10 protein-coding genes are annotated in these 14,308 nt (G+C 73.3%); 9 read left to right on the forward strand and 1 reads right to left on the reverse strand.

Translation table 11 applies throughout. The features are described from left to right. Window positions 1–56 precede the first annotated feature (56 nt). The 7 genes from ABZ070_RS28460 (at window position 57) to ABZ070_RS28490 (ending at window position 11,030) form a co-directional block, all read left to right on the forward strand. Window positions 57–1,331, forward strand: coding sequence for a hypothetical protein (locus ABZ070_RS28460; protein WP_356638207.1), 1,275 nt, complete (start codon window positions 57–59; stop codon window positions 1,329–1,331). Between the two features lie 11 nt (window positions 1,332–1,342). Beyond that, entirely contained in the window at window positions 1,343–2,368 is a 1,026-nt protein-coding gene (locus tag ABZ070_RS28465) for a glutamate ABC transporter substrate-binding protein (protein ID WP_356638198.1), read from the forward strand. A gap of 106 nt (window positions 2,369–2,474) precedes the next feature. After that, a complete protein-coding gene (locus tag ABZ070_RS28470; RefSeq protein WP_356638199.1) occupies window positions 2,475–3,818 on the forward strand; it encodes a hypothetical protein in 1,344 nt (447 codons plus the stop codon). Beyond that, the gene (locus ABZ070_RS28475) at window positions 3,815–6,439 is read left to right on the forward strand and encodes a tetratricopeptide repeat protein (protein WP_356638200.1); all 2,625 of its coding nucleotides are present in this window, start codon (window positions 3,815–3,817) and stop codon (window positions 6,437–6,439) included. Before ABZ070_RS28470 ends, ABZ070_RS28475 begins: the two co-directional genes overlap by 4 nt. Before the next feature lie 3 nt (window positions 6,440–6,442). Continuing rightward, window positions 6,443–8,179, forward strand: coding sequence for a protein phosphatase 2C domain-containing protein (locus ABZ070_RS28480; RefSeq protein WP_356638201.1), 1,737 nt, complete (start codon window positions 6,443–6,445; stop codon window positions 8,177–8,179). Window positions 8,180–8,303: 124 nt separating this feature from the next. Continuing rightward, the gene (locus tag ABZ070_RS28485; RefSeq protein WP_356638202.1) at window positions 8,304–9,662 is read left to right on the forward strand and encodes a VWA domain-containing protein; all 1,359 of its coding nucleotides are present in this window, start codon (window positions 8,304–8,306) and stop codon (window positions 9,660–9,662) included. A 63-nt stretch (window positions 9,663–9,725) separates the two neighbouring features. Then, window positions 9,726–11,030, forward strand: coding sequence for an FHA domain-containing protein (locus tag ABZ070_RS28490; RefSeq protein WP_356638203.1), 1,305 nt, complete (start codon window positions 9,726–9,728; stop codon window positions 11,028–11,030). 79 nt (window positions 11,031–11,109) lie between these two features. Here ABZ070_RS28490 and ABZ070_RS28495 read toward each other — a convergent pair whose 3' ends face one another. Beyond that, window positions 11,110–12,108 carry a methyltransferase domain-containing protein gene (locus ABZ070_RS28495; protein ID WP_356638204.1) on the reverse strand — a complete coding sequence of 333 codons (999 nt, stop codon included), beginning with the start codon at window positions 12,106–12,108 and terminating at the stop codon, window positions 11,110–11,112. Between the two features lie 97 nt (window positions 12,109–12,205). Here ABZ070_RS28495 and ABZ070_RS28500 point away from each other — a divergent pair, with 97 nt between their 5' ends. Then, window positions 12,206–12,619, forward strand: a complete 414-nt coding sequence (locus tag ABZ070_RS28500) for a globin (RefSeq protein ID WP_356638205.1) — start codon at window positions 12,206–12,208, stop codon at window positions 12,617–12,619. 177 nt (window positions 12,620–12,796) lie between these two features. Further along, window positions 12,797–14,308 (forward strand): FtsX-like permease family protein (locus ABZ070_RS28505; RefSeq protein WP_356638206.1); only part of this gene is annotated, 1,512 nt, incomplete at its 3' end.

Below are 14,308 nucleotides of genomic sequence, written 5' to 3' on the forward strand. Positions count from 1 at the left end.
GGTCACCTTCTACATCGTCGCCGCCCTCGGCGGCCTGGGCCGAGGGCCGGCGGCGGCTGCGTGCCGCGGCGACGACGGAGCCGGGGCGGCTGCAGATCATCGGCGCCGTGCTGGCGGCGCTGGTGCTGGCGTTCGGCACGGTGGCGGCTTTCGAGATCTCGGCCCGCGAGAGCGCGGCGGACGACGTGGTGAGCCGCAGTCAGCCGCTCAGCGCCGACGCCGCCTCGATCTACCGTTCGCTCGCGGACGCGGACACGACGGCTTCCAGCGGCTTCCTGGCGGGTGCGGAGGAGCCGCGCGAGGTTGCCGAGAGGTACGACAGGGACATCGCGCTCGCGTCCCGTCTGCTCGTCAAGGCGGCCACGAACACCGACAGTTCGAGTGAGTCGGGCCGGCAGATCGCCCGGCTGAACGAGGCGCTGCCGCGCTACACGGGCCTGATAGAGACCGCGCGGGCCAACAACCGGCTCGGCCGGCCGCTGGGCGGCGCGTATCTCCGCTTCGCGAACGAACAGATGACCAAGGATCTGCTGCCCGCCGCCCAAAAGCTGTACGACGCGGAGACGGCGCGACTCGTCGAGGACGACGAGGACGCACGGTTCTGGCCCGTCCTCTCGCTCGCGGCAGGTGCGGTGGCCGTCGGAGCCCTGGTGTGGGCGCAGCGGCGCAACTACCGCCGTACGAACCGCGTGTTCAACCATGGCCTGCTCGCGGCGACCGCGGCGACCACGGTGGTGCTGCTGTGGCTCGCCGTGGGACACACGGTGGCGCGTGCACAGCTGAACGACGCCGAGGCGCACGGCCAGCAGTCCCTCAAGGTCCTCAACGACGCGCGGATCAACTCCCTGAAGGCCCGCGCCAACGAGAACCTCACCCTCGTGGCGCGAGGCGCCGTGCTGACCAACGACGGCAAGAGCGACAAGTACGAGACGGACTACGCGAGCGGCATGAAGGAGCTCGGCGAGCAGCTGCAGAGGGCGGAGCGGCTGGCCGACGACGGCGAGGGCCGCGAGCCGGTCGAGGACGCCGCCGAAGGCGTGACCGAGTGGCAGGAGCGCCACAAGGACGTCACCAGGACCGACAGGGCAGGCGACTACGACGGCGCGGTCCGGAAGGTCGTCGGGGCCGAGGGCTCCACGGGCGAGTCGTTCGACCGGGTGGACGCGGCTCTGGAGAAGGCGCTGGCGCACGAGCAGCGCGAGTTCACCCGGGCCGCCCGGGACGGACGCGGGGCGCTGGCAGGGTTGCCGATCGGGGCGGCCGCCCTGGGCGTGCTGGGTGCCGTGGGCGCGATCGTCGGTATCAACCGCAGGCTGTCGGAGTACCGGTGAGAGGGGGAGCGATGACGGACACCAGGACGCGTCCGGGCCGCCGGCGCGGGCTGCGCGGCTGGGGCGGTGTCGCGGGGATGGCCGCCGCCTGCGCGCTGACCGCCGCCGTCACCCTGCTGCCGCTGTCCCGCGGCGGCGCCGACGCCCTGACGGAGCCCCACGGCCAGGGCGTGGCCTCGGCCGTGCCCGTGAAGGCGGACACCTGTGAGGACCCCGAGGCCTCTCTGACGCCGTCCACCGCCGACGGGCCGACCATCGACGCCATCAAGGAGCGGGGCAAGCTGGTCGTCGGTGTCGACCAGAACAGCTACCGCTGGGGGTACCGCAATCCGGCCGGCCGCGGCCTCGAAGGCTTCGACATCGACCTCGCCCGGGCCATCGCCGAGGACATCCTCGGCAGCCCGGACGCCGTCATCTTCCGCGCCATCCCCACCAACCAGCGCATCGCCGCCCTGGAGAACGGCACGGTCGACATCGTGGTGCGCACGATGACGATCAGCTGCAGCCGTATCAAGCAGGTCGCGTTCTCCACGGCGTACTTCCAGGCGGGCCAGCAGGTGCTCGCGCCGAAGAGCTCCGAGATCACGGGGTACGACGAGTCGCTCACCGGCAAGCGGATCTGCTCCGCGGAGGGCTCGACCGCCTACGAGGCGCTGGAGAAGAACAGCTTCGGCGCGACCTTCAAGGACCAGCACGACGGGCAGAGCGCGGACGAGGACGTGTACACGGTGCCCAACCAGCTGGACTGCCTGGTCAGGCTCCAGCAGGGCCTGGTCGACGCGATCGTGACGGACAACGCCCTGGCGGCCGGCCAGGCGGCGCAGGACCCGGCGGTCGAACTGAAGGGCGATGCGCCCTTCACCACCGAGTACTACGGGGTGGCCACCAAGCTCGGCAACGACGACCTGGTGCAGCGGGTGAACCAGGTCCTGGTCGACTACCGCAAGGGCGCCTGGAAGAAGGCGTACGACAAGTGGCTGGCCGCCGACCTGCCGGGCATAGCCGGCCCGCCGCAGCCCAAGTACCGGGACGGGTAGACCGAAGGACCCGCGGGCGAGTGCGGCACACAGGCGCTGCAAGCACCACAAGAGCTACAGGCAGCACAGATGGCACAGACGGCACAGCGGAACGGAGAGGTGATCGATGGGCGTCGCGGGACCCCTCCCCGGCTCGGCGGGGAGACCGCACGGGCCGGTGATGGACCGGGACGAGGTGGACCGTGCGCTGGCACGGCTCGATGCCGAGCACGAGGCGGTCGAGACCTCGCTGCTGGCGCTGCAGGACCACGCGGGCCGCAGGCTGCTCGAAGGCGCCGGGCTGACCGGTGCCACCAAGGACCGCTGGGCCACCACCGACCAGCAGATCACCCTGCTGTGGGGCTACTTCGACGCCTATACCGCCGCCCTGCACGACATTCGCGAGCTGCGCGCCCGCCGGCGATGGTCCAGCCGTGAGGACCTGGCCGAGCTGACCGAGCGGCTGCGTGGGCGCAGCGTCACCGTGGCGAGCACGGCCGCCCACGCCGCGCCGCAGATCACCGGGCCCGCGAAGCTCTCGGAGGAGTTCAGCCTCGAGGAGCTCGTCGCCCGGATGAACGACCTGTACGCGTCCTCCCTGGACGTGGTGGTCGCCGCGGACGTGGTGTGGTCGGCGCTGCCCGCCCGTATCGATCTGCTCTCGGCCGAGCTGCAGCGCACTCGTTCCCTCGCGCACTCCGTCGGTGTACGGCCGGGCGAGCACCCGTCCGGTGACGAGCTGGAGTCCATCACCCACGAACTGTCCGCGCTGCGTGCCCAGGTGGTGTCGGACCCGCTCGCCTTCTGGCAGCCGGCGGCAGGCAGTTCCGCGCCCGGCGGCGGACGCCCCGACACCGAGCGCTACGACCGGGCGGCGCGCGCCCTGGAGGACGTGCGCCGCGAGATCGAGGCCGTCCTCCAGGTCCGGCAGGATTCGGAGGAGCGGCTGCTGCGGCTGCGGGACGTGCTCTCACGCGCCGACCGGACCCTGACGGAGGCCCGGGCGGCGCGCGGCGAGGTCCTCGCGAAGATCGCCGCGTCCGAGGTGCCCGCCGTCAGCGGACCGCCGACCGCGTTGCAGGAGCGCCTCGCCACGGCCGCAGAGCACCGCCGCCACGCACGGTGGCACAGGCTGTCGCCTCTGCTCGAGTCGCTGGAACGGGAGGCCGAGGACGAACTGCTGCGGGCGCGCGAGTCGTTGACGGCCGTCACCGCGCCGCTCGCGATCCGCGCCGAGCTGCGCGGCCGGCTGGACGCCTACAAGGCGAAGGTCGCCCGGCACGGCATGGCGGAGGACCCGCTGCTGATCGAGCGGTACGACGCAGCGCGCCGCATGCTGTGGAGCGCGCCGTGCGATCTGCGCGCCGCCGAGCAGGCGGTCCTTCGCTACCAGCACGCCGCGGCGGAGGTCCTGACGCCCAGAGCGGCCGGACCGGAGTCGGGGCCCACCGACCGCAGGGGGGATTCATGAGCGGGAACAAGAACTGCCAGCGCCCCGGTTGCGAGGGCTCGTACGAGGACATGGGCAGCGGCGAGCTGTACTGCGACACCTGCGGTCTGGCGCCGGTGGTGTCGCCCACCGGCATGGTCTCGTCGCCGCCCACCGGCATCGCGGGCGGCGGCCGGGGCTCTTCGTCGGCGCGTGGCAGTTCCCGCTCCTCGCGGGCCTCGTCGCGTTCGGCGTCGTCGCGCCGCTCGGTGTCGGGGCGGCTGTCGCGCACGCTGTCCGGCAGCAGCACCTCCGCGCGGTCGGTCTCGGTCCGCAGCTCGGGTTCCTCGACGGCCTCTTCGGCCCGCAACCGGCTCGGTGCGGGGCTGGTCGCCGTGCCGGACGTGCCACGCCCCGACCCGCGCTCCGCGGTCATGGCGAACCCGCAGGTGCCGGAGCGCAAGCGGTTCTGCTCACGCTCCGACTGCGGCGCGCCCGTCGGGCGGGCGCGCGGTGACCGGCCGGGCCGCACGGAGGGCTTCTGCACCAAGTGCGGGCACCCGTACTCGTTCGTGCCGAAGCTGAACGGCGGCGACATCGTGCACGGCCAGTACGAGGTCGTGGGCTGTCTCGCGCACGGCGGCCTGGGCTGGGTCTACCTCGCCGTGGACCGGGCGGTCTCCGACCGGTGGGTGGTGCTCAAGGGCCTGCTGGACACCGGCGACCAGGACGCGATGGCCGCCGCGATCTCCGAACGCCGTTTCCTCGCCGAGATCGAGCACTCCAACATCGTCCGGATCTACAACTTCGTCGAGCACCTCGACCAGCGCACCGGGTCCCTCGACGGCTACATCGTCATGGAGTACGTGGGCGGCAAGTCGCTCAAGGAGATCGCCAACGAGCGGCGCGGGCCGGACGGACGGCGCGACCCGCTACCGGTCGACCAGGCCTGCGCGTACGGCATCGAAGCGCTGGAAGCTCTCGGCCATCTGCACAGCAGAAACCTTCTGTACTGCGACTTCAAGGTCGACAACGCCATCCAGCAGCAGGACCAGCTCAAGCTGATCGACATGGGCGCGGTCCGCAGGATGGACGACGACGAGTCCGCGATCTACGGCACGGTCGGCTACCAGGCCCCCGAGGTCGCGGAGGCCGGCCCGTCCGTCGCCTCCGACCTCTACACGGTGGCGCGGACGCTGGCCGTGCTGACCTTCGACTTCCAGGGCTACACGAACGTCTTCGTGGACAGCCTTCCGGACCCGGAGAACATTGAGGTCTTCGCGACCTACGAGTCGTTCTACCGGCTGCTGGTGCGGGCCACGGACCCGGACCCCGCCCGGCGGTTCGCCTCCGCGCAGGAGATGGCCGAGCAGCTGACGGGCGTGCTCAGGGAGGTCGTCGCCATGCAGACGGGCCGCCCGCGGCCCGCCCTGTCGACACTGTTCGGCCCGGAACTGCGCGTGACGGACACGGAGTTGTTCGCCGAGCTGACCGAGGACGTGTCGAGCCTGGGAGTGCGGGCCGCCGCGCTCGGCAAGCGCGGTGCGGCGGGGCACGTCCCCGCGCAGGCCACCGCACCGCACGCGGCCGGCGGGCCGCGGCCGCCGGGACCGCCGGGCTCTGCCGGGACCGCGCCGCATGCGGCCGTCCCCACGCCCCGTTCGCCCGCAGGTCTCCTGGCCGGCCCGGCACCGACGGCCCTGTCGCTCGCCCCGCATCTCGCCGTTCTCGACACCCGGGCGGCCTCGCTCGCCCTGCCGGTGCCGCGCGTCGACCCGACCGATCCGAACGCGGGCTTCCTGGCCGGACTGATGGCCTCGGCTCCCGCCGAGCTGGTCGCGGCACTGCACGCGGCGGCCGCGAGCTCGCCGGAGACCCGGCTGCGGGAGCTGCGGGCGCGCCTCGAGATGGGCGACCTGACCGCCGCGACAAGAGAGCTCGCCACGATGGAGCAGCAGCAGCCGGACGACTGGCGGGTCGTCTGGTACCGCGGCGTCACCTCGCTGGTGACCGGCGCCCACGAGGCCGCGGCGCTGTCCTTCGACGCGATCTACGACGCGTTCCCCGGCGAGCCGGCGCCCAAGCTGGCCCTCGGCCTGTGCGCGGAGGTGCTCGGCCAGCTGGACAACGCGGCGGACTACTACCGGCTCGTGTGGACGACCGACCCGAGCCATGTGAGCGCGGCATTCGGGCTGGCCCGGGTGCAGCTCGCGTCGGGCGACCGGGCCGGGGCGGTCGGGACCCTGGAGTCGGTGCCCGAGTCGTCGATCCACTACACGGCGGCGCGGGTGGCCGCCGTACGGGCAAGGCTGCGGCGGCGCGCCGCGCACGAGCCGTTGCTGGAGGACCTGTCGGCCGCCGCCGCGCAGGTGGCGGCGCTGGCGGACTTCGGCCTGGACGCGGTGCGGCGCGAGCAGTTGTCCACAGAGGTACTCGGCACGGCACTCGACTGGGTACTCTCCGGAAGTCCCGGAAGCGGGTCGTCCGTTCCGATCGCACCGAGTGCACCTACCGTGCTTCTCGGCAGCGCGCTGGACGAACGCGGCCTGCGCTTCGGACTGGAACGTTCCTTCCGGGTGCTCGCCCGGCTCGCCCAGCGCGGCGAGGAGCGGATAGAGATGGTGGAGCGGGCGAACCGCTACCGCCCCCGGACGTGGGTGTGATTGATGGCGCAGAAGCACCAGCCGGCTGCCGGGTCGACCTGCCCGGGCTGCGACGAACCTCTGGAGCCCGCCGACCGGTTCTGCGGGGCGTGCGGGTACGACCTGTCGGCCGTGCCCGCCGTGTCGCCTGACCGCCCCACCGTGGCCATCGGCACCCGCGTCGAGTGGCCGGCCGCGACCGGCACCGACACTGTGGGCACGCCCACCCCGACCCAACGCGCCGCCGATGTGCCGGGCACCGACTCCGACGGCGGCGAGCTGACGTTGCCGGACGCGGCTCCCGGCGTACCGCCACAGCCCTCGCATGCCCCGACGGTCGGCGTGTCCGGTGGCGGGAACCAGCGGCCCGCCGGCGAGCCCGGCGCAGCCTCGGGGCAGGCAGGTGGGCCGGTCCGGGCCGCCGGCGCACCGCCCGCCGGGGGCCCGGCGGGACACGCCGGCAGCGGCCACGGCTCGTTCTCCGGGCCGGGCGCCGGGCCCGGCTTCGCCCCGGACCACGGACACGAGCGGCCGGCGGCCGAAGGACCCCCGGTCCCGGCCGCGGGACCGGCAGCCGGAGCGAGCGCGGTACCGGCAGCGGGAGCGCAGCCGCAAGGGGCCACCGGCCGCGAGGACCACGAGCGCGCCGGCGACGGCGTGAGCCCTGCCGCGGCCGCGGGGCCCGGCCCTGTCCCCGGCGGCGGCCAACCGCCCGCTTCCGGCATGCGGTTCGACAACCCGCCCTCCGGCGACTTCGAGCTCGCCGCGCCCGTCCCCGGCGCCCCCGACCCCCGCGCGGCAGCCGCGCAGCCTGCTCCTCCCCCGGCGCCGCAGGCCGCGGCCAAGGTCTGCGTGGCCTGCCGCGCCGGCCGGGTGGACGACGACGGCTACTGCGAGAACTGCGGCCACGCCCAGCCCCGCGAACGCGACCACATGGAGCAGGAACTCGGCTCGGTCGCCGCGGTCAGCGACCGCGGCCTGCGGCACCACCGCAACGAGGACTCGTTCGCCGTCTCGTCCACCGCCCTGCCGGACGGCTCGCCGGCCGTCGTCGCCGTCGTCTGCGACGGCGTCTCCTCGGCGACCCGCCCCGACGAGGCGTCGGCGGCGGCGGCGAGCGCGGCCAACGAGCGGCTGCTCGCGGCGCTGCCCCGCGGCACCCACCCCCAGCAGGCCATGCACGAGGCGATCGTCGCCGCCTCGGAGGCGGTCAACTGCCTGGCCGAACAGCCCGCTTCGAGCGAGGGCGACGATCCGCACCGCCACCAGAACGCGCCGGCCTGCACGATCGTCGGCGCGGTGGCAGCGGGCGAACTGCTGGTCGTCGGCTGGGTCGGCGACAGCCGCGCCTACTGGGTGCCCGACGACCGTTCCGGACCGCCCGCGCGGCTGACGGAGGACGACTCCTGGGCCGCGCAGATGGTGGCCGCCGGTCTGATGAACGAAGCGGAGGCGTACGCGGACGAGCGCGCCCACGCGATCACCGGCTGGCTCGGCGCCGACGCGTACGAACTGGAGCCGCACACCGCGGCGTTCAAGCCGGACCGTTCCGGCGTGGTCGTGGTCTGCACAGACGGGCTGTGGAACTACGCGGAGGGCGCGCAGGACATGGCCCGGGCCATCCCTGCCGACGCCGCGGAACGGCCGCTGCACAGCGCGCAGATGCTGGTCGGCCACGCGCTCGACGGCGGGGGCCACGACAACGTAACAGTGGCGGTGCTGCCGTTCACCGTTCCGGAGCAAGGGGCAGGATCGGCCTAGACATGGCTTGAACCGACCACTGCTGTCCGCCGCTGCCTGCTCTCGTCAGCCCCTGCCCACCCCTGCCCGTGCTGTCACTTCGCTCTGCCCGTGGAGCCGGGCAGGGTCACAAGGAGCCGATCAGATGGCCGTTTTCTCGAAGTCCCAGGTGCCGCAGTTCTCGGTCGAGGTGTATCAGAACGAATACCTCCCGGAAGGCGGCCGTGAGGTGAACGCGATCGTCACGGTCACCTCCACGGGCGGCGGCACCACCGGTGGGGCGCCCTTGCACGGAGCCACCGCGTCGCCTTCCGCCGTGCCGGGCCCGCGGTCCGGCGCCGGCGTGGTGATCATGGTCGACTGCTCCGGTTCGATGGACTACCCGCCGACGAAGCTGCGCAACGCGCGGGAGGCCACGGCCGCCGCGATCGACACCCTGCGCGACGGTGTCGCCTTCGCCGTTGTCGCGGGCACGCACAAGGCGCTCGAAATCTATCCGGGCGGCGGGCGGCTCGCAGTCGCGGATCCGGCGACCCGTGCCCAGGCCAAGGACGCGCTGCGGGCGCTCACAGCCGGCGGCGGCACAGCCATCGGCACCTGGCTGCGTCTCGCCGACCGGCTGCTCTCCTCCTCCGACGCGGCGATACGGCACGGCATCCTGCTCACCGACGGCCGCAACGAGCACGAGTCGCCACAGGATCTGCGGGCCGCCCTCGACGACTGCGCCGGCCGCTTCACCTGTGACGCCCGCGGGGTCGGCACGGACTGGGAGGTCAAGGAGGTGACCGGCATCGCGTCCGCGCTGCTCGGCACGGCGGACATCGTGGCCGATCCCGGCGGCCTGTCTGCGGACTTCACACAGATGATGGAGAACGCGATGGGCAAGGCGGTGGCGGACGTGGCGCTGCGGCTGTGGACCCCGGTCGGTGTGGAGATCACGTTCGTCAAGCAGGTCGCGCCGACCGTCGAGGACCTCAGCGGGAGACGCACCGAGGCGGGACCGCGGGCCGGTGACTATCCGACCGGCTCCTGGGGCGACGAGTCCCGCGACTACCACATCTGTGTGCAGGTGCCGCAGGCCGGAATCGGCCAGGAGATGCTGGCGGCCAGGGCCTCGCTGATCATCCCGGCGGCGGACGGCGGCGCTCCCGAGGTGCTGTCGCACGCACTCGTCCGGGCGGTGTGGACCGACGACATGGCGGCCTCGACCGCCATGAATCCGCAAGTGGCGCATTACACAGGACAGGCCGAGCTGGCGCAGGTGATCCAGCAGGGGCTGGAGGCCCGCAAGTCGGGCGATTTCGACGGGGCTACAGCAAAACTGGGCCGCGCGGTGCAGCTCGCGGCGCGTTCCGGAAACCAGGACACTGCGAAACTGCTTTCGAAGGTGGTCGACGTCGTCGATGCGGCGACAGGTACTGTGCGACTGAAGGCGAAGGTCGCGGACGCGGACGAGATGACTCTCGAAACGCGCTCCACCAAGACGGTTCGCGTCAAGAAGTAAGCACGCATGAGCACGAAGTGAAACGGCCCTGGGGCCGGACGAAGGAGAGGGGGACGCGCCGACATGCCGACCTGCCCGAACGGACACCAGTCGGGTTCCGACGACTGGTGCGAGGTCTGCGGCCACCGCATGGCTCCTCCCGGCGCTCCCTCGGGTGCCGTACCGCCGCCGCCACCGCCCGGTTACGGCTATCCGGGCCCGTCCGATCCGCACGCGACGGCGCAGGCCGAGCTGTGCCCGCAGTGCCGCACCCCGCGCGAGGCCATGGCGCCGTTCTGCGAGGAGTGCCGGTACAACTTCCTTACGCACACGGCGACGTCGTACACGCCGGTGGCGCCGCCGCCCCAGCAGTCGGGCGGGCTGAACCTTCCGCCGGGCTTCCAGTCCCAGCCGGGGCCGCCCGCACCGCTGCCGCACCAGGGTCCGCCCCCGCCGCACCAGGGCCCTCCTCCGCACCAGGGCCCGCCGCCGCCCCCGCAGCAGCAGCGTGATCCTTTCGAGTACCAGGGCTCGCGACCCTCCCAGATGAACCGGCCCGCCGAGCCGCTGGGTCAGGAGTCGCCCGGTGGGCAGCAGCAGCCGGGCCCCTTCCAGCCGCAGGGCGGTCCGCCGCCCCCGCCGCCGTTCCAGCAGCAGCCCGGACCGCCGGCGCCGCCGTCCTTCCAGCAGCAGCCCGGACCGCCGGCGCCGCCGGCCTTCCAGCAGCCGGCTCCGCCCGCGCCGCCGCAGCCCCAGCCAACGGGCGGCGACGACTGGATGCTGACCCCGCCGTCCCGCACCCAGTCGCCCCCGCCGCCGGGCCCGTACGATCACCAGGGGCCCCAGGGACCCCAGGGACCGCACGGCCACCAGGGACCGCCGCCGTTCCAGCAGCAGTCCGCGCCGCCGCAGCATCAGCAGGGCCCCGGTATGCAGGGCGCCCACCCCGGTCAGCCGCAGGCTCCCCGGCAGCAGTCGGCTCCGGCGGGCTGGACGGCCGTGGTCGGGCCGGACCGCGAGTACTTCCTGGCGATGATGCAGCGCAGCGGGCCGGAGGCCACCGGCCTCAACCTGCCCGCGTACTCCCCCGAGCAGCACCTGCCGCTCACCGGCGGACAGATCACCATCGGCCGCCGCCGGCAGTCCACGGGTGAGTCCCCCGACATCGACCTGTCCGTGCCTCCGGAGGACCCGGGCGTGTCTCACCAGCACGCGGTGCTGGTGCAGCAGCCGGACGGTTCCTGGGCGGTCGTCGACCAGAACTCCACCAACGGCACGACGCTCAACGGCGGCGAGGACCCGATCCAGCCGTATGTCCCGATTCCGCTGAGCGACGGCGACCGGGTGCATGTCGGTGCCTGGACGACGATCACGGTCCGCCGCGGCTGACGCCCCACCACCGCGGCGTCGGGCCGGCATCCGCATACGTGGCGCGCGCCTCTCTGTACGGGGCGCGCGCCTCGCGCGTTCAACCGTCGGTCTGCGCGAGGGGCCACACGTACGGTCCCTCGGGATCGTCCAGCCAGGCCCACTGGCGGTCGCCGCTGAGCGTGACGCCGAATCGGTTGCGCTCCGGGCGGTGCTCGCGTTCCCACAGAGACAGCGCCTCGCGCGGGTCGAGGCTGCCCGCGGTCAGGCTGAGCAGGAAGCGGAAGAGGTCGTTCTCGATCGCTCGCCTGGGCAGCCCACCGGCCCGCCCCTCCCGCGGCTGGGCACCGCCGCGCAGCGGGACGAAGAAGGCGGACGTGCGCAGGAAGCGCCCCTCCGCGCTGCGGCCTTCCGCGTCGTGGCGGACACGCAGCACGATGATGCCCGTGGACAGCGGTGCGACGATCCGCCCTTGATGGTTGCACTGCGCGGGCCATTCGGGCGGGATCGACGGCAGCGTGCAGGTCGCGATGACGCAGTCGAAAGGCGCCCGCTCAGGGCAGCCGCGTGCGCCGTCACCGGTGATCACGGTGGGGTGACGACCCGCGGTCGCGAGGTGGCTGCGGGCCGACTCGGTGATCTCCGGGTCGAGGTCGACGGTCGTGACGGCCGCGTCGCCGAGCCGGTGGCACAGCAGGGCGGCGTTGTAGCCGGTGCCGGCGCCGATCTCGAGGGCGGTGTCCCCGTCGGTGACCTCGAGCGCGTCCAGCATCAGGGCCATGAGAGAGGGCTGGCTGCTGGACGAGAACAGCTCGCCGTCACGCAGCCGTGTGGCCAGCGGCTCGTCCCGGTACGCGCCGCGCAGCCAGCGGTCGCGTTTCACGGGGTCGGGGTCCTCGCACCACAGCCGTTCGTAGCCGCCCGTCCCACCGGTGAACCGGCCGGTGAAGTAATAGGGAACGAAGAGATGCCGCGGGACCTCCTCGAACGCGGCCCGCCAGGCAGGGTCGGTGAGCCCGCCGCCGGCCACGATCCCGCGCACCATGGCCCTCCGCGCCTTCGCGGCCGGTTCGGCGAAACGGTCCACATGCTGCCCCATAGGTCCACTTTCCTGCCCGGTCGTCCGTGAAGCGAGCGTCCCGGCCGGGCCCGGGGAAGTCCTAGGACCTCTGTCTTCGGCCGGTGGGTCTGAGAGCATGGAAGGCGTGAGTGAGATTCCGCGCGGCACCCTTCAGGAGCAGACCTTCTACGAGCAGGTCGGCGGCGAGGAGACCTTCCGGCGCCTCGTCCACCGTTTCTACGAGGGCGTCGCGGAGGATCCGCTGCTGCGGCCCATGTACCCGGAGGAGGATCTGGGTCCGGCCGAGGAGCGCCTCACGCTGTTCCTGATCCAGTACTGGGGCGGGCCCCGCACCTACAGCGACAACCGGGGCCATCCGCGGCTCCGGATGCGTCATGTGCCGTTCACCGTCGACCGTGCCGCCCACGACGCCTGGCTGAAGCACATGCGCACGGCTGTCGACGAACTGGGCCTCGCCGAGGAGCACGAACGGCAGTTGTGGGACTACCTGACGTACGCCGCGGCCTCGATGGTGAACACCCCCGACTGAGCCCGCGGAGCCGTCCGCCCCGACGGTGAGCGGAATGCAGGAATCCGTCGCCGGATAACGGTCACGATCAGGTCAAGGTCGTACCGCAAGCGGTTTCCCCGAACCCATGTGCTCTGAAAGCATCCGGGAATGGCGGGCGTCGGGAGACGCCGACGGGGACGGCCGGGCGGGGGACGGGTGACGGGGTTCGTACTACTGCGCGTCAGAGCGCACCGGCTGCTGCTCTCGGCGGCCCTTCTCGCGGTCCTGCTCACCACCTGTGTGCTCGCCGCGCTCGCCGCCTTCTCCGGGTCCGTCGGGGACGCCGCGCTGCGGCACACCCTGAGCGGCAGGGACGCGGCCGCCGCCGCGCTCACCGTCAGCGCGAAAGTGCCGCCGCAGCGGCGCGAGGCGGCCGAGGAGGCCGTGGCCGCCGGCGCCCGGCGGTCCTTCGACGGTCTGCCGGTGACGGTGCGGACATTGGAGCGCTCCGGGCCGTACGCACTGCCACGCGCCCTGAAGGACCCCGGGGCTCGTAAGGGCGAGCCCGACCTCACACACTTCGCCGCCCTCGACCGCAGCCGCGTCGAACTGGTCTCCGGTGCGCTGCCGGGCCGTGCCTCCGGCAACGCCGTGCCCGTCGCGCTGCCGGAGAACGCCGCGCAGCAACTGGGCCTGAAGCCCGGCGCGCGACTCACCCTCACCGACCGGCTGACCGACAAACCGCTGGCGGTCGAGGTGACCGGCCTCTACCGGCCGGCCGACTCCGACGATCCGTACTGGCAGCTCGACAGCCTCGGCGGGCGCGGGGTGCGCACCGTCGTCTTCACCACATATGGTCCGCTGCTCACCGACCCGTCGGTCCTCGCGTCCGGCCGTGTCGCCGCCGGGGACATCGCCTGGCTGGCCACGGCCGACTTCCGCACGGTCACCACCGACCGCATCGGCGCCCTGCGTACGACGGCCTCGAGCGGCCCCAGGACGCTCACTGCGGATCCGGCGTTCGCGGGTGCCGCGACGGTGCGCACCTCGCTGCCGACGGTGCTCGCCCAGAGCGAGCGGGCGCTGCTCGTCGCCCGCTCCACGCTGGTGATCGTCGCCGTGCAGCTGGTGCTGCTCGCCGCTTACGCACTGCTCCTGGTGGCCCGGCTGCTCAGCTCGGAACGGACCGGGGAGACCGATCTGCTGCGTGCCCGCGGCGCGTCACGGGGGCGCATCACCGCGCTCGCCGCCGTCGAGGCACTGCTGCTGGCCCTGCCCGCGGCAATCGTGGCGCCGCTGCTGTCGGGGCCTCTGACACGTCTGCTGGCCGGGCACTCCACGCTCGCGAAGAGCGGGCTGCGGCTCGGCGAGGCGCCGACGGCGCAGGTCTGGCTGGTCGCGGCGGCGGTCGCCGCGTGCTGCGCCGCGGCCGTGGTGGCCCCGGCGCTGGCCGCGACGACCAGCGCGCTGCGGCTCGGACGCCTCAGCGGCGGGCCGCTGCCCGGGCCGGTGCGCGCCGGTGCGGACATCGGACTGCTGGCTGTCGCGGCGGTCGCCTACTGGCAGTTGGACCGGCAGACCGGTTCCGCCCGGGGCGGCGCGCTCAGCGGCGACCTCGAGGGCGATCTCGGCGTCGACCCGCTGCTCGTCGCCGCGCCCGCACTGGCCCTGCTCGCGGGCACCGTACTGACCCCGGCCCGAACCGACTGTCGGCGCCGTACGTCAGAC

The sequence above is a fragment of the Streptomyces sp. NPDC006283 genome (assembly GCF_040613325.1).
Lineage (GTDB): Bacteria > Actinomycetota > Actinomycetes > Streptomycetales > Streptomycetaceae > Streptomyces.